At 65.4% G+C, this 14,899-nt stretch carries 14 protein-coding genes; 8 read left to right on the top strand and 6 right to left on the bottom strand.

What is annotated here, in order from left to right; genetic code table 11:
- The first annotated feature begins 15 nt into the window (after positions 1 to 15).
- Complete coding sequence (locus tag V6F88_RS17000; protein ID WP_442880329.1) at positions 16 to 216, top strand: DUF2783 domain-containing protein; 201 nt, start codon at positions 16 to 18, stop codon at positions 214 to 216.
- A gap of 18 nt (positions 217 to 234) precedes the next feature.
- Here V6F88_RS17000 and V6F88_RS16995 read toward each other — a convergent pair whose 3' ends face one another.
- Entirely contained in the window at positions 235 to 1,149 is a 915-nt protein-coding gene (locus tag V6F88_RS16995; protein ID WP_046805061.1) for a LysR family transcriptional regulator, read from the bottom strand.
- A gap of 162 nt (positions 1,150 to 1,311) precedes the next feature.
- Here V6F88_RS16995 and hmgA point away from each other — a divergent pair, with 162 nt between their 5' ends.
- Positions 1,312 to 2,610: a homogentisate 1,2-dioxygenase gene (gene hmgA / locus V6F88_RS16990; protein ID WP_332610920.1), complete on the top strand. Its 1,299-nt coding sequence runs from the start codon at positions 1,312 to 1,314 to the stop codon at positions 2,608 to 2,610.
- A 209-nt stretch (positions 2,611 to 2,819) separates the two neighbouring features.
- Positions 2,820 to 4,139, top strand: a complete 1,320-nt coding sequence (gene fahA, locus V6F88_RS16985; RefSeq protein ID WP_332610919.1) for a fumarylacetoacetase — start codon at positions 2,820 to 2,822, stop codon at positions 4,137 to 4,139.
- A 158-nt stretch (positions 4,140 to 4,297) separates the two neighbouring features.
- Here fahA and V6F88_RS16980 read toward each other — a convergent pair whose 3' ends face one another.
- Together V6F88_RS16980 and V6F88_RS16975 are read right to left on the bottom strand one after the other, a co-directional pair.
- The gene (locus tag V6F88_RS16980) at positions 4,298 to 6,193 is read right to left on the bottom strand and encodes an LTA synthase family protein (RefSeq protein ID WP_332610918.1); all 1,896 of its coding nucleotides are present in this window, start codon (positions 6,191 to 6,193) and stop codon (positions 4,298 to 4,300) included.
- Between the two features lie 265 nt (positions 6,194 to 6,458).
- Positions 6,459 to 7,187: a FadR/GntR family transcriptional regulator gene (locus V6F88_RS16975; protein WP_046805065.1), complete on the bottom strand. Its 729-nt coding sequence runs from the start codon at positions 7,185 to 7,187 to the stop codon at positions 6,459 to 6,461.
- A gap of 127 nt (positions 7,188 to 7,314) precedes the next feature.
- On the opposite strand from V6F88_RS16975, the gene V6F88_RS16970 reads away from it, so the two are divergent.
- The 5 genes from V6F88_RS16970 (at position 7,315) to V6F88_RS16950 (ending at position 11,990) form a co-directional block, all read left to right on the top strand.
- Entirely contained in the window at positions 7,315 to 8,163 is an 849-nt protein-coding gene (locus tag V6F88_RS16970; protein ID WP_332610917.1) for an NAD-dependent epimerase/dehydratase family protein, read from the top strand.
- An 8-nt stretch (positions 8,164 to 8,171) separates the two neighbouring features.
- Positions 8,172 to 9,056, top strand: a complete 885-nt coding sequence (locus tag V6F88_RS16965; RefSeq protein ID WP_332610916.1) for an SMP-30/gluconolactonase/LRE family protein — start codon at positions 8,172 to 8,174, stop codon at positions 9,054 to 9,056.
- A gap of 111 nt (positions 9,057 to 9,167) precedes the next feature.
- The gene (locus tag V6F88_RS16960; RefSeq protein ID WP_332610915.1) at positions 9,168 to 10,145 is read left to right on the top strand and encodes a TRAP transporter substrate-binding protein; all 978 of its coding nucleotides are present in this window, start codon (positions 9,168 to 9,170) and stop codon (positions 10,143 to 10,145) included.
- Between the two features lie 7 nt (positions 10,146 to 10,152).
- Complete coding sequence (locus tag V6F88_RS16955; RefSeq protein ID WP_332610914.1) at positions 10,153 to 10,716, top strand: TRAP transporter small permease; 564 nt, start codon at positions 10,153 to 10,155, stop codon at positions 10,714 to 10,716.
- Entirely contained in the window at positions 10,707 to 11,990 is a 1,284-nt protein-coding gene (locus V6F88_RS16950; RefSeq protein ID WP_332610913.1) for a TRAP transporter large permease, read from the top strand. The genes V6F88_RS16955 and V6F88_RS16950 overlap by 10 nt, the downstream gene beginning before the upstream one ends.
- On the opposite strand, the gene V6F88_RS16945 is transcribed toward V6F88_RS16950, so the two are convergent.
- The 3 genes from V6F88_RS16945 to V6F88_RS16935 form a co-directional block, all read right to left on the bottom strand.
- Complete coding sequence (locus tag V6F88_RS16945) at positions 11,942 to 12,763, bottom strand: phosphatase PAP2 family protein (RefSeq protein ID WP_332610911.1); 822 nt, start codon at positions 12,761 to 12,763, stop codon at positions 11,942 to 11,944. The genes V6F88_RS16950 and V6F88_RS16945 overlap by 49 nt on opposite strands.
- A gap of 66 nt (positions 12,764 to 12,829) precedes the next feature.
- Positions 12,830 to 14,179 (bottom strand): sensor histidine kinase, encoded by a 1,350-nt coding sequence (locus V6F88_RS16940; RefSeq protein WP_332610909.1) that lies wholly within the window; start codon positions 14,177 to 14,179, stop codon positions 12,830 to 12,832.
- Complete coding sequence (locus V6F88_RS16935) at positions 14,176 to 14,889, bottom strand: response regulator transcription factor (RefSeq protein ID WP_332610907.1); 714 nt, start codon at positions 14,887 to 14,889, stop codon at positions 14,176 to 14,178. Before V6F88_RS16935 ends, V6F88_RS16940 begins: the two co-directional genes overlap by 4 nt.
- Between the last annotated feature and the right edge of the window lie 10 nt (positions 14,890 to 14,899).

The following is a 14,899-nucleotide window of genomic DNA, read 5'->3' as shown; positions in this document are numbered from 1 at the left end:
AAAGGTCATCCCATCATGCTGATTACCGAAACCAACCTGAGCGCGCCCGACGACTTCTACGAAGCGTTGATCGAAACGCACCGCGATTTAAGCAACGAGCAAAGCCAGGAACTGAACGCCGCGCTAATCCTGCTGCTGGCCAACCACCTGGGCGACGTGGCGCTGCTGCGCGAGGCATTGCAGCAGGCCCGCGCGTCGGTGGTGGAACGCGCGTAGCGGCGCGCCACCACCCGCCTAGCGCCCCCCGCCCACGCCGAACGTATCCACGATCAGCGCACGCAGCCACTGATTGCCGCTGTCCCGGTCAACGCGGCGTTGCCAATATAGATTCGTCTGCAGGGCGGGCACCTTCACCGGTGGCGTCATGAAGCGCAGGCCGAAAGGCGGCGCCGCGCTGGCCGCCAGCTTTTCTGGCACGGTTGCCAGCAGATCCGTGGCGCTGACGATGTAGGGCACGGCGGAAAAATGCGGCACGCTGAAGTGCTCGGCCAGCACGATGCCCGCGCGCTCCATCGACTGGTTCACCTGCCCGTAAGGCGCGGCGCGCGACACAATCAGGTGGCGTTCGGCGCGAAATGCCTTGATGCCCATGCCCGCATGCGCCGTCGGGTGCGCTTGCCGGAACAAGGTAGCGTAGCCCTGACGAAACAGCATGCGCTGCAACGTGCCCGCCCCCATTTCATCAAACGCCCCGATCGCCAGATCGACCCGGCCCGATTCCATCTCGCGCGGCAGGTCCGGCCCCTGGACCCGCACCGAATCGATGCGCACCTGCGGCGCCACCTGCACGCAGACCTCCATCAGGCGAGGCATGAAATGAATTTCGCCCACGTCCGTCATCGCCACGCGAAAGCGACGGCTGCTGGTTGCGGCATCGAACACGTCCTGGTCTTGCAACGCCTGCGTCAGCATGGTCAGCGCCTCGCTGACGGGCCCCGCCAGGCGCTGCGCGCGCGGTGTGGGCAGCATGCCCTGGCCGGTACGCACAAACAGTTCATCGCCAAAGGCGTCGCGCAGGCGGCGCAGCGCGTTGCTGACGGCGGGCTGCGTCAGGTCCATGCGGCGCGCCACCGCCGACAGGCTGCGGTCTTCCAGCAAGTGCTGGAACAAGATCAGCAGATTCAAATCGACGTTGCGCAGTTCGGCCATGCCGCCCCCTTTCTACTATTCACAAAATTTATAGTCTGTATTTTTGCATTCCCGTAGCCATATCGGGGGGTTTTTCCGACAATGACGGATCGCCGCCGGTTGGAACCGCGGCACCCCATACCGAACGCGCGGCCATGCACCGCGCCGCCACAGGAGGATTCCATGGAACTGCAATACCTGACCGGTTTCGGCAACGACTGCGCCACCGAGGCTTTGCCCGGCGCGCTACCCGTGGGCCGCAATTCGCCCCAGCAGTGCCCGTATGGCCTGTATGCCGAACAACTGTCCGGCACGGCCTTCACCGCCCCCCGCAATGAAAACCGCCGTTCGTGGCTGTACCGCATTCGCCCGGGCGCGCAGCACAAACCGTTTGAACCGTTTGCCGGCGCTGCCCGCTGGGAAAGCACGTTCGGCCATGGCCCGGTCACGCCCGACCAGCTGCGCTGGAGCCCGCTGCCGATTCCCGACGCGCCCACCGACTTTCTGGAAGGCGTGCAGACCTGGGGCGGCAACGGCGGCCCCGACGAGCAGGGCGGCGTCGCCATCCACCTGTACGCGGCTAACAAGTCCATGCAGGGGCGCTACTTCTACAACGCCGATGGCGAACTGCTGCTGGTGCCGCAACAAGGCCGTCTGCGCCTGGCCACCGAGCTGGGGCTGATCGACCTGGAACCGCTGGAAATTGCCGTGATCCCGCGCGGCGTGCGCTTTCGCGTCGAGTTGCTGGACGCCGAGGCGCGCGGCTACATGCTTGAGAACTTCGGCGCGGCGCTGCGCCTGCCCGAGCTTGGCCCGATTGGCTCTAACTGCCTGGCCAACGCCCGCGACTTCAAGACGCCGGTGGCCTGGTACGAAGACATCGAAGGCGACTTCGAACTGATCGCCAAATTCACCGGCGGCTTCTGGCGCGCCCCGATCGACCATTCGCCGCTGGACGTGGTGGCCTGGCACGGCACGCACGCGCCGTACAAGTACGACCTGCGCCACTTCAACGCGATCGGGTCGATCAGCTTCGACCATCCGGACCCGTCGATCTTCACGGTGCTGACCGCGCCGTCCGACACCCCGGGCACGGCCAACATGGACTTCGCGATTTTCCCGCCGCGCATCCTGGCCATGGAAGACACCTTCCGCCCGCCCTGGTTCCACCGCAACGTCGCCAGCGAATTCATGGGTCTGATCCAAGGTGTGTACGACGCCAAGGCCGAAGGCTTTGCACCCGGCGGCGCCAGCCTGCACAACTGCATGAGCGGCCACGGCCCCGACGCCGAAACGTTTGAAAAAGCGTCGCACGCCGATACGCACAGCGCGCACTACATCCGCGATACGATGGCGTTCATGTTTGAAACGCGCCGGGTGATCCGTCCGACCGCGCAGGCGCTGGCCTCGGGGCAATTGCAGAACGACTACTACCGCTGCTGGCAGGGCATCGTGAAGCACTTCAACCCCAACAAGGCGTGACGGCGAACTTTCGCTGATCCACGCTCACGGCGATGCGCGCAGGCGCATCGCCGTTTGGCATTGGCATTTGGCATTGGCATTTGGCATTGGCATTTGGCATTGGCATTTGGCATTGGCACTTCGCACTGCCCTCTGCTTTTGGCGCACGCCCACCCGTCTTCATCCGGTTTACGGCCATCCACACACACACATCAACGAGACACGCAGCCATGACCACCACCATCAACGAAACCCACGACCCGTCCTTGAAAAGCTGGGTTGCCAGCGCCAACACCGACACGTCCGATTTCCCGGTGCAAAATCTGCCCTATGGCACCTTCCGCCGCAAGGGCACGAACGAATCGTTCCGGCCCGGCGTGGCCATTGGCGACCAGATCCTGGACCTGGCAGCGCTGGCCGCACTGAAGCCGTTTGAAGGCCCGGCCGCCGACGCCATGGCCGCCTGCAACAGCGACAGCCTGAATGCGTTGATGGCGCTGGGCCATGCCCACTGGAGCGCCCTGCGATTGGCGCTGTCGCGCGCCTTGCGCGAAGGCGCCGCGCTGCGAGCCACTGTCGAACCGCTGCTGGTGCCGCAAGCCGACGCCGAGCACACCACGCCCGCGCGCATCGGCGACTACACCGACTTCTACATCTCGGTGCACCACGCCACCGCCATCGGCAAGCAATTCCGCCCTGACAACCCGCTGCTGCCCAACTACAAGTGGGTGCCCATCGGCTACCACGGCCGCGCTTCCAGCATCGGCGTCGACCAGAAATTTCCGCGCCCCGTGGGCCAGACCCGCCCGGCCAACGAAGGCGACACGCCGCAGTTCGGCCCGTGCGCCCGCCTGGACTATGAGCTTGAACTGGGCATCTTCGTGGGCACCGGCAACACCCAGGGCGACCGCATCGACCTGGCCGATGCCGACCAGCACGTCTTTGGCTTGTGCATCCTGAACGACTGGTCCGCGCGCGACATCCAGGCTTGGGAATACCAGCCGCTGGGCCCCTTCCTGTCGAAAAACTTCGCATCGACGATTTCGCCGTGGATCGTCACGATGGAGGCGCTGGAGCCCTTCCGCACGCAGTACAACCGCGGCCCGGCCGAACCGCAGCCGATGCCGTATCTGGCCTCGGACGCGAACCGCGCCAAGGGCGCCTACGACGTGCAGCTGGAAGTGCTGATGACCACCGCGCAGTCGCGCGAGGCCAAGGCGCCGCCGGTCACGCTGTCGCGCAGCAACTTCCGTGACGCCTACTGGAACGTGGCGCAGTTGATCACGCACCACACGGTGAACGGCTGCAACCTGCAACCGGGCGACATGCTGGGCACGGGCACGCTGTCCGGCCCGCAGCCGTCGGAAGCCGGCTCGCTGCTGGAACTGAGCCAAGGCGGCAAGACGCCGATCGACCTGCCCTGGGGCGAGAAACGCACGTTCCTGCAAGACGGCGACCAGATCATCATGCGCGCCGCTTGCCAGAAGGCGGGCTATCCGAAGATCGGCTTCGGTGAAGCCTCCGGCGTGGTGTTGCCGGCCAAGCTGTAACGCAAGCTCCTAGGCAGACCCCGCGCGGCACAAGGATCACGCACCTGCTGCGCCGCGCGTGGCTCATCGTCAAAAACAAGAAAGGCCGCTCCGTTTACCGGGCGGCCTTTCGTTATTTCATGCCGCCGTTGCCAAGGCATCAGGGCATCAAAGCGCCATCAAGGCAGCCGGTATTTTTCTTCGCGGTAAACCCAGCTTGCCCACAACGCATGCGCTAGCGCTTCTTCGGTCAACGCCGGGTCCGCGGGCTCGACCGGCGCATAGACTTCATCCTTGCCCACCGGCGCCGCTTCGTATCGGAATTCGCGCGGCGCTTTCTGCGGCTCCAGCACCAGCAGCTTGTCGCCCTGCAAATAACCGAAGTTGTCCGCGTACTGCATCATTGCGCGGTTCGGATCGCGTTGGGTCAGGTCGGCGCCCAGCATCGGGTTGACGTTGTCCAGGCCGATCAGCGACAGCAGCGTGGGCGCCATGTCGATCTGGCTGACCAGGCGCTCATCCTGGCGCGGCGCAATGCCCGCGCCCAGGAACAGCGCGGGAATCTGGAAGTGGCGTACCGGCACCGGTATCGACCCATACACGCGGGAATCGTGATCGGCAATCACCAGAAACACGGTGTTGTCCCAGTACGGCGCCTGCCTCGCCTTTTCAAAGAACTGCCCCAACGCCCAGTCGGCGTATCGCACCGTGTTATCCACCGTGGCCGGGTCGCCCACCGGCTTGATGCGACCTTCGGGGTATTCCCAAGGCGAATGGTTCGACACCGAAAACGCCAGCGTGAAGACCGGCTTGTCGCCGTCCGCGCGCAGCAGGCGGTCTACCTGGTTGAACATGTCTTCGTCGGACGCGCCCCATGACCCTTCGAAAACCGGGTTCACGAACTTGGGTCGGTCCACGACTTCATCAAAGCCGTTGCCCAGGAAGAACGCGCGCATATTGTCAAAGTGCGACTCGCCGCCATACACGAAGCGCGAGTGGTAGCCATGCTTGCCCAGCACCTGCGCCAGCGTGAAAAAGCCGGTTTGCGAACGCGGCAGCTTGACCACCGCGTCGGCCACGCTGGGCAGGAAGCCCGCCGTCACCGCTTCGATGCCGCGCACCGAGCGCGTGCCGGTGGCGTAGGCGCGATGAAACATCCAGCCTTCCTTGGACAGGCGGTCGATATTGGGCGTCAGGTCACGCCCGCCCAGGCTGCCCACGTACTGCGCGCCCAGGCTTTCCTGCAAGATGATCACCACGTTCAGCGGCTTGTCGCGCCGCACGGTGGCTTTTTGCTCGTGCAGGCTGGGATAGCGCGCATCCAGCGGCGCGCCGGTCAGGCCGGCTTTCTCGCGCACGATGGCGTTCATCTGGTCCACGGGCATCCGTGGATACATCGCGGCCGACGACCGTTCGTCGCGCATGCGATAGGCCGCGTCGAACACGCTGTACAGCGAATTCAGCGCCAACGCGTTCACCATGGAATCTGAACTGAACGCCACCTTGGCGGGGTTGATGGGGCGATGCTCCAACGTGCCGCGCGCGCCCAGCACCACCAGCGCCAGGATGACAAAGGATGCAATCGGCCGCTTCCACCACGCCATGAACCCATCGCGCGATCGCGTCGGAAACAGCTTGAACGCCAGCCATGCGGCCACCACCAGCACCACAAACGCTGCCAGCAGCACACCCTTGTAGCCCTGCCACAGCATCGACCCCACTTCCTTGGGATTGAGCAGGTAAATGAAGTACAGCCGGTTCGGCCGCGTGTCGTATTCCGCGATGAACTGCGGCGTGGACACTTCCAGCAGCACATACAGCATCCACCAGATGCGGAACCACCACGCGGTAATAGTCGCGGCCAGCGGGCGATGCCCAAACCACGGCGACAGCACCGCGGGCAACGCAATCACCATGGACAACAGGCAAACGTCGATGCGCAGCCCGCCCAGCAGCACCGGCCACAAACCGCCGGCTGCCTGTACGCGGTCCCACATCCAGAATGACAGCCCCAGCCGCGACAAGGTCAGCAGCACCAGGACGGCCAGGATGAATCGAAGTGTCAGGCGACGCATGCGGCGGCCCTCCGCAAGGGGCGAAGCGCGTTCGCCACCGGTGATGAAAGAATGCCGCTGTTGATGCCGAGCAAAACCATGCCGTCTCGTGTCCGAAGTGAAAACGGGCAAAGATTAACGCGGTTTTGCGTACGCGGCCGCGAGATTCGCAACGGTTCGCGACGGCTCTCAACGGCCCGCAGTGGCTTAAACGTTGTACGACATCGTATTTCGCGCTACGCCGCGCGGGCGGCGTCCCGTACGGGCTTGTGCGGGACCCGTCTGTTTACTGCGCGCGCCGCAGGCGCTCGCGGCTGTTGCTTAGATGCGTGCGCATGGCCGCGCGCGCGGCTTCCGCATCCTGGCGCATGATCGCGCTGTAGATGTCTTCGTGTTCCAGGTTCACGCGGGCCAGGTAGGCCGCGCGGTCTTCGTGCGCGAATTTGGCGGAATTGATGCGGGTGCGTGGAATGATGGCGGACCCCAGGTGCGACATCAGGTCCGCGAAATACCGGTTGTCGGTGGACTGCGCCACCAGCAGATGGAATTGGAAGTCGGGCGTGATCGTATCGCCGCCGACGTCCAGCGCGGCTTTGAACAAGTCCAGCGCGCGTCGCATTTCCTGCAACTGCACGTCGCTGCGCCGGATGGCGGCAAGGCCCGCGGCCTCGCTTTCCAGGCAGATACGCAGCTCCAGCAGCACCAGCACGTCGCGCACTGTGGCGATGTCGGCCGGGTCGACGCGAAAGTCGACGCTGCCGCTGGGCTCCAGCGCATACGTGCCGACGCCGTGATGCGTTTCAACCAGGCCCGAGGCCTGCAAGCGCGACAGCGCCTCGCGCACAACGGTTCGGCTGACGCCAAACTGACGCATGATCTCTGATTCGGTGGGCAGCTTGTCACCAGGGCGGATTTCGCCACTGCGTATGCGTTCGGAGATGCTCTCGACCAAGCCTTGAGCCAGATTCCGGGGACGACGCTGCGGCAAGACAGGAGTATCGACAGGAGCGTTCATCAGGGTTAATCCGAAAATGAGTACAAAGGCTTGACGCTGAAATTTGCGGCTAATTATACTTTGCGCAAGTTGTACGACAACGTACCAGATACGTTCCCACTCCGCACCTTCTACCGAGCGTTGCGACATGAGCAGAACCGTCAACCCGCCGCCAGCGACCACCCGCTGCCCGCGTCTATTACTCACCGGCGCCGCCGGTGGCCTGGGACAAGTACTCCGTCCCCGACTCAAAGTCCACACCGACCTGCTGCGCATTTCCGACGTGGCGCCCATGGCCGCCGCGGGCGACGGCGAAGAAGCCGTCCCCTGCGATCTGGCCGACGCCGCCGCCGTGTCGTCGCTGGTGCAGGGCGTGGATGCCATCGTGCACCTGGGCGGTGTATCGGTCGAACGCCCGTTCGAACAGATTCTTCCGGCCAACATCCAGGGCGTCTACAACCTGTACGAAGCCGCCCGGGTGCACGGCGTGCGCCGCGTGGTGTTCGCCAGTTCCAACCACGTCATCGGCTTTTACGAACAGGGCCAGCAACTGGACGCCAACGTGCCGTTGCGCCCCGACGGCTATTACGGCCTGTCCAAAGCCTATGGCGAACATTTGTCGCGCTTTTACTTCGACCGCTACGGCATCGAAACCGTGTGCCTGCGCATCGGTTCGTCGTTTCCCGAACCCAAAGACCGCCGCATGCTGGTCACCTGGCTCAGCTACGACGACCTGACCGACCTGGTCACGCGCGCGCTGTTCACGCCCGACGTCGGGCACCTGATCGTCTATGGCGCGTCCGCCAACCGAGACAGCTGGTGGCGCGACGATGCCGCGAAGGTACTGGGCTTTGTGCCCAAGGACTCCTCAGAGGTTTTCCGCGCGCGGGTCGAGGCGCAGCCGCCGCTGGCTGCCGACGATCCGGTTGCGCGCTACCAGGGCGGCGCGTTCGTCACGGCCGGCCCATTCCCCTTCCCCCCGGTTTCCACCAAGTAGGCGCGCCCATGCCCGCAATCGCCGAACGCGTTGGAGACATGCTGTGCGGCGTCGGAGAAAGTCCGGTCTGGCGCGCGAGCGACCAGGCCTACACCTGGACCGACATCCCCAACAAAACCCTGTGGCGCTGGTCCCCCGCCAGCGGCGAATTCGCGCAATGGGCGCTGCCGCGGATGGCCGGCTGCATCGCGCCGCGCGGCGCGGGCTGGCTGTTGGCGATGGAAGATGGCGTGTACGAATGCGACGCGCTGCTGCCTGAAGCGCCGTGCCGCCCGCGCCTGCTTGCGCAGGTGGCACACCCCGCGCCCGGCATGCGTTTTAACGATGGCCGCAATGATCGGCAAGGCCGCTTCGTGGCGGGCACGATGGTGATGGACATGGGCCGCGCGCTAGCGGCCGGCCGCCTGTATCGCCATGACCCCGACGCGCGCGGTCTGACCGTGCTGGTGGACGATTTGATCGTGCCCAATGGCCTGGCATTCAGCCCGGACGGCAAGACGATGTACCTGTCCGATTCCCACCCGTCGCGCGCCATGGTCTGGGCATTTGATTACGACGTGGGCAGCGGCACGCCCCACAACCGCCGCCCGTTCATCGCCGCCTTGCCCGCCGGCCGCCCCGATGGCGCCGCGGTCGATGCCGACGGTGGCTACTGGATCTGCGGCAACGACGCCGGCCGCGTTTACCGCTACACGCCCGACGGCCGGCTGGACCAGACCTACTCCGTTCCCGCCCGCAAGGTCGCCATGTGCGCCTTTGGCGGCGCGGGCATGGACACCCTTTTCATCACGTCGATACGCCCCCCCGACGCCGCCCCCGGCGCCCTGGACGGCGCCGTGTTTGCCCTGCGCCCCGGCGCGCGGGGCCTGGAGGAAACCGCAAGCGCCGGTTAGCACCCGACCGGGGCGGCCTTGACGCGCCCCATGCAACGTAGGTCTGTACACGAAGAGCTTTCAGGCCGTTCTGGCCCATAACAAAACGCCGTACTCCAACCGGAGGTAGACATGCTGCGCCCCACCCTGACCCGCGCCATCCTGGCGGCGGCTGCCTTGCTGACCCTTGTTCCCCTTGCTGACGCGGCCGAGCTGCGATCCGCCGACATCCACCCCGACGACTATCCCACCGTGCAGGCCGTGCGCCAGTTCGGAGAGCTGGTCAAGCAACGCACCAACGGCCGCATCACCGTCAAGGTCTATGCGGGCGGTGCGCTGGGCAATGAAGACGATTCGATCGAACAGGTCAAGCTTGGCGCGCTGGCCATGGCGCGAGTATCCAGCGCCGCCATGCACAACATCTGCCAGACCACGCGCGTGCCGTCGCTGCCGTTCCTGTTCCGTTCAAAAGAACATCTGCACAAAGTGCTGGACAGCGACATCGGCGATCAGATTCTGCGTTCTTGCGAGGCCGCCGGCTTTGTCGGGCTGGCCTGGTACGACAGCGGCTCGCGTTCGATGTACACGCGCAACAAGCCCGTCAAGACGCTGGCCGACGCCAAGGGCATGAAGATCCGCGTGCAGCAGTCGGACCTGTCCGTCGCCATGGTCGAGGCCATGGGCGGCAACGCCACGCCGATGCCGATGGGCGAGGTTTATACGTCTTTGAAGACGGGGCTGGTGGACGCCGCCGAAAACAACTTTCCCAGCTATGAAAGCGCGCATCACTACGAGGTCGCCAAGTACTACGCGCTGACCGAACACACCATGACGCCGGAGATCCTGATCTTTTCCAAGCGCCAATGGGACAAGCTGGCGCCCGAGGACCAGAAGATCCTGCGCCAGGCCGCGCGCGAATCCGTGCCGTTCATGCGCAAGCTGTGGGACGAGCGCGAACAGAAGTCGCGAGCCGTGGTCGAGAAGGCCGGTTCGCAGATCGTGGACGTGGACAAGGCGTCTTTCCAGGGTGCGATGAAGCCGGTGTACGACCGCTTTGTCACCACGCCCGAAATGAAAGACCTGGTCGCGAAGATCCAGGCTGTCCAGTGAGGGCGACATGTTGGCCACACCCACGAATGAAACCGGTGTAGCGGCGGTGGGCCGGGCGCAAGCCCTGGCCGGCCCGCTGGACGCCTACACGCGCGGCTGCGCCCTGCTGGCGCGGGCCTGCATGTGGACCAGCGTGTTCGGGCTGGTCTGCCTGATCATCGCGGTCAGCTTGCAGATCTTTGGCCGCCACGTGCTCAACAGCACGCCCACCTGGGCCGAAAGCCTGGCCCTGCTGCTGGTGCTGTACGTCACCATGCTGGGCGCGGCGGTTGGCGTGCGCGATGCGGGCCATATCGGCTTCGAGTCGCTGCTGGAAGCGCTGCCCGCCGGCGGGCAACGGCGCTTGCGCATTTTCATCCACCTGCTGGTGCTGCTGTTCGGCGTGTTGATGGCCTGGAACTGCGGCGTGCTGGCGGAATCCGTATCGGCCTACAAGATCCCGAACCTGGGTATCTCTAACGCCTGGAAGTACATTCCCGCAACCCTGTCGGGCACCTTGATCGCGCTCTTTTCGCTGGAGCACATCATCGCGATCCTGCGCAACCATAAGGTGGTACCGGCATGGCGCTGACACTGCTTTCGTTTACGTTCATGGGCTTTTTGGTGATCGGGGTGCCGGTGGCCTTCGCCATCGGCCTGTCGTCCATCACCGCGATCATGGTCGAGGACCTGCCGCTGGCCGTGGCGTTCCAGCAGATGACCTCGGGCATGAACGCGTTCTCGTTCCTGGCCATTCCGTTCTTCATCTTCACGGGCGAATTGATGCTGTATGGCGGCATCGCCGACCGCATCGTCAACTTCGCCAAGTCGCTGGTGGGACACGTGCGCGGCGGGCTGGGCATGTCGAACGTGGTGGCTTGCACGCTGTTTGGCGGCGTGTCGGGCTCGCCGGTGGCAGACGTGTCGGCCATGGGCTCGGTGATGATCCCGATGATGAAGCGCGAGGGCTATCACGCCGACTACGCCGTCAACGTCACCACGCACGCGGCGCTGGTGGGTGCGCTGATGCCGACCAGCCACAACATCATCATCTACACCTTGGCGGCGGGCGGCAAAGTGTCCATTGCCGCGCTGATCGCGGCGGGCGTCGTGCCCGCGTTGATCCTGACGCTGTGCAACCTGGCCGCCGCGTATTTCGTGGCGCGCAGCCGGGGCTATCCGGCGGGCACCTTTCCAGGCTGGCACATCGTGCTGCGTTCGCTGGTGGCGGCAGCGCCGGGGCTGTTCGTGGTGGTGCTGATCATCACCGGGATTCTCAGCGGCGTGTTCACCGCGACGGAATCGGCGGCGGTGGCGGTGCTGTATGCGCTGGCGCTGACGATATTCGTGTATCGCTCGCTGACGTGGGACCAGTTCGTGCGGGCGGCCAGCAAGGCGGTGAAGACGACGGGCGTGGTGTTGCTGCTGATCGGCATCTCGGCCACCTTCGGCTATCTGATCAGCTTTTACGGCGTGGCCGAAAAAACGGGCGAGCTGATGGCCTCGATATCGACCAGCCCGTGGGCCATCTTCCTGATGGTCAACATCATCCTGTTCGTGCTGGGCACCTTCCTGGACATGGCCGCCACCATTCTGATCTGCACGCCCATCTTCCTGCCGATCTGCATGCAGTACGGCATGGGGCCGGTTCAATTCGGCATCGTCATCTTGCTGAACTGCGCGCTGGGCTTGAACACGCCACCGGTGGGCACCACGCAGTTTGTGGGCTGCGCCATCGGCGGGGTATCGGTGGGAACGGTCATGCGAACGATCTGGCCGTTCTACGGCGCCTTGCTGGCGGCGCTGGCGCTGGTGACCTACGTGCCCGCGTTCTCGCTGTGGCTGCCGGGCGTGCTGCTCAACTGATCGCGCGACAGGCGGGACGGGCCGGATGGACCGGGCCGTTCCGCATCGGCCCGCCCGCCCGCATGCCGCGTCGCGATCAGCGGCATGAAGAACAGCGCGGCAAGAAACCACAGCAGGGCCGCCGACCACAACGTCTGGCTCAGGAAATGCGCGCCTTGCAGAATGCGCACCACTGAAAACAGCACGCCGGCCGACACGCCCAGCGCCAGCCCCCACCAGCGCCATGCAGGCCGGCCCAGCGACCAGCCCAGAAAGTACAGGGTCAACATTGAATACCCCGCGCCCGCGTGGCCGCTGGGCAAGGCGCCGCCGGCCCTTGCGCGCACCCACGTCCACCAGTGCAGCGGATACGGCGTGTAGCCGCCCAGCGTCTCCAGGTCATAAGGGCGTGGCAGGGTCGTGTAGTGCTTGAGCTGATTGACCAGCAGCTGCCCGGCTAGGCAAGTGGCCGCCAGCGCCAATGCGGCCCCGCGCCACCGGCGCCAGGCGGGCACCCGAAAGCTGGCGGCGACCACGCCGACGGCGGCAAGCGCCACGCCGATGGGCAGCACCAGCACCAGGCGATGGCCCAGCATTTCAAGCAATCGGTTGGTGTGCAGCGGGAAGTCGTCCAGCGCCGGGTTGAACAGCGCATGCGCAATGCGCAGGTCCAGCCCCGACACGTTGGTCCACCAGGCGGCGGCGGCCAATGCCAACGTCACACCGATCAGTTGGCTGCACAAATACCAGGCAAGCGTGGGCGCACGCGCCGGGGACAGCGGTGGGGACGGCATGGTGGCAAGGACCAGGGGACGGTTCGGGGAATCGCAGAGCTTAGCGCCCCGAAGGTCGAATAATCGTCAAATTCGCGTCTGTGTCCGCGGCGCAACGGCGGTGGAATGCGCGTCGAACCGCAGCAGGAAGCGGGTGCCGCGCGATGCCGGCTCGCGCGACGATTCCACGGTAAGCAGCCAGCCCTGCATGTCGCAGACACGTTTGGCGATGGCCAGCCCCAGGCCGCGCGCCGCCTCGTGCTGACCGGCGGCGGCCGTATCGCGCATGCGCCCGCTGTAATAGCGGCGGAACAGAAAAGGCAGGTCGTCCGCCGCGATGCCCTTGCCGTCGTCGCTCAGCTCCAGCACGTCCGGCGCGCGAAAGGTGGCGGTCAGCGTGGCCGGCGCGGCATGCTCGACGGCGTTGCGCACCAGGTTGCGCAGCACGGTCAACAAGGCGTAGCGATCCAGCGTCAACACATGGCCCGACGCGATCTTATTGTCGAAACGCAGTTCGGCCAGCGCGCCCTGCGCCTCGTAGCCGCGCCAAGCGTCCTGCATGCATTCGGCGATATCGACGGGTGCGGGGGGAAGCAACTGGTCGCGCGCCATGGCGCGGGCGCTTTCCAGACACACGATCACGTCGTCCACGTTGTCTACCACGCGCGTCAGGCGCTGGCGTTGGTCGGCCGTCAAGGCCTGGGTCAGCAGCATCAGTTCGCTGTCCGAGCGGATGGCGGCCAGCGGCGTGCGCACTTCGTGGCTGAGGTTGCCGGCGAATTCGCGCTCGCGCGCGATTGACCGATCGACCTGGTTCTGCACGCGGTTAAACGCTTCGATCAGGCGGCCGGCCTCGTCATCGCGGGTCACGGCCATGTCGGGCGCGCCAGGCGCCCAGGTGGCCAGGCGGTCGGTCAGGTCCAGCAGCGGGCCCACCGCCACTGCCGCCACGCGGCGCGACAAGGCATAGGCACCCAAGACGCAGATGGCGCCCACGCCCAGCACGATCAGGCCGAAATCATGGACCCGCTCTTCGTTGTCGGTGGCGTCGTACAGCAGGTACACCTTGCCCCGGCCCGTGTCGGCCACCATTACGTGCCAGGTATAGGCTTCGGGTTCGATCAGGTGCAGCCCGTTGTCCAGCTCCGCCACTTCGTCGGGGATGCCGGCGGGACGCTGCCCGTCCACGCTCATCCAGGCCCGCATCGACCCGCCCAGTTCGCGCACGCCGCCGCGCGGCAGGAATTCATCGCTGCTGCGCGCATGCTGCACCAGGCGGTCCATTTCGGTGTTCAGGATGTCGTTGACCAGGTCATCTTCCATCTGGTCAAACGTCAGGTAGGCCAGCAGCGCCAGCGCCGTCACGAATAGCGCCACGGTGCCGGTCAGCGCCCACACCACCCGTTGGGTCAATGTGCCGCCTGAAGCGCGCGTCATGGACAGATTCCGTTCAGCGTCAGGCGCCAGCCCGTGCCGTGCAAGGTTTCGATGCCGTCAAAACCGGCGTCCGCCAACGCACGGCGCAACAGGTGGACCTGGCTGCGCAACGCGTCCGACGACGGCGGTTCATTGCCCCACAGCAGCGATTCCAGTTCTTCACGCGCGACCACCCGGCCCGGGTCACGCATCAGCGCGTCCATGATCAGGCTGGCCTTGCGCGTCAGATGCACGGGCTGACCGTTGACCAGCACGCCACGGCTGCGCGTGTCGTACTTGAGCGGCCCGAATTCGCGCACCGCATCCACCGTTGCCCCCTTGGCGCGCTGGATCAGCGCCAGCAGCCGGGCTTCGACTTCAAGCAGCGCGAAAGGCTTGGTCAGGTAGTCGTCGGCGCCGTGTGAAAACCCCGCCAGCTTGTCTTCCAGGCTGTCGCGCGCGGTCAGCATCAGGACGGGCACGTCGGCGCGCATGTCGTTGCGCAGCGTGTGCAGCACCGCGTTGCCGTCCATGCCCGGCAGGCCGATATCCAGGATCAGTGCGTCAAAGCGCTGCGCCTTCATGCGTTCCAGGGCGGCGTGGCCGGTGTAGGCAACATCGGGCAGGAAGCCGCGCGCCTCCAGAAATGAATACAGGTTGCCGGCGATGATGTGATCGTCTTCAACGATCAGCACCCGGTAATTTGCACCGGCCGCGGGGCTGACTGCCATGTTGGGGGCT

Source organism: Achromobacter sp. ESBL13, assembly GCF_036668755.1.
GTDB lineage: Bacteria > Pseudomonadota > Gammaproteobacteria > Burkholderiales > Burkholderiaceae_B > Achromobacter.
This window is presented reverse-complemented; position numbering and strand designations above follow the sequence as displayed.